Consider the following 686-nt stretch of genomic DNA (forward strand, 5'->3'; position numbering starts at 1 on the left):
ACCCGGCCGTGCTCGCCGAGGAGATCACCCGGCAGGCACGGCAGTTCACGGCGGCGGCCGGCCCGCGGGCCGGCACCGAGCCGGTGCTGACCCCGCTGGGCCCGATGGACCTGGACACCCTCGGCGCTTACCTGCTGACCCACATGCTGGGCCACCTCTACGACATCGCCGTCGCCCTGGGGCGGCCGCACCCGATCGACCGGCACCGCGTCGGGCTGACGATGCCGTTCCTGCGCACGGCCATGCCGCGGGTGGTCGACGCCCGCGCCGCGGCCGGTCACAGCGCCTGCTACCGGCTGCGCCTTCGTGGCCTGGGCACCTTCGCGGTGACCTTCACGGACGGCGCCGCCGTGGTGAGCCAGGAGCCGCCGCGGCGCCCGGACTGCACGATCCTCACCGAGCCGGTGGCGTTCCTCCTCATCGCGCTGGGCCGCTACACCGCCGTCGGCGCCCTCGCCCGGGGCAAGGTCCTCGCCTGGGGCCGCCGGCCGTGGCTGGCCCCGGCCTTCCCCGGGTTGTTCGCCGCCCCCTGAGCACGGCCGGCGAGGCCGCTCCTCTGCCACTGCCGGAACGCCGGCAAGGAGGCAGGGGCCAGGCCGTCCGGCTCGGCGTCGGCCTCGTGCGCGACGAGCACCACTGCCGGGCGGCGGCGTGGGTGCGTTGCCAGGTGACGGGCCAGGTAGGGC

1 protein-coding gene is annotated in these 686 nt (G+C 76.7%); it reads left to right on the plus strand.

What is annotated here, in order from left to right; all coding sequences use genetic code 11:
- Window positions 1-533: SCP2 sterol-binding domain-containing protein (locus ACFQ87_RS44355; RefSeq protein ID WP_380616732.1), on the plus strand; the 533-nt coding region annotated here is incomplete at its 5' end.
- Between the last annotated feature and the right edge of the window lie 153 nt (window positions 534-686).

This window comes from Kitasatospora sp. NPDC056531 (assembly GCF_042794375.1).
In the GTDB taxonomy this organism is placed as follows: Bacteria; Actinomycetota; Actinomycetes; order Streptomycetales; family Streptomycetaceae; genus Kitasatospora.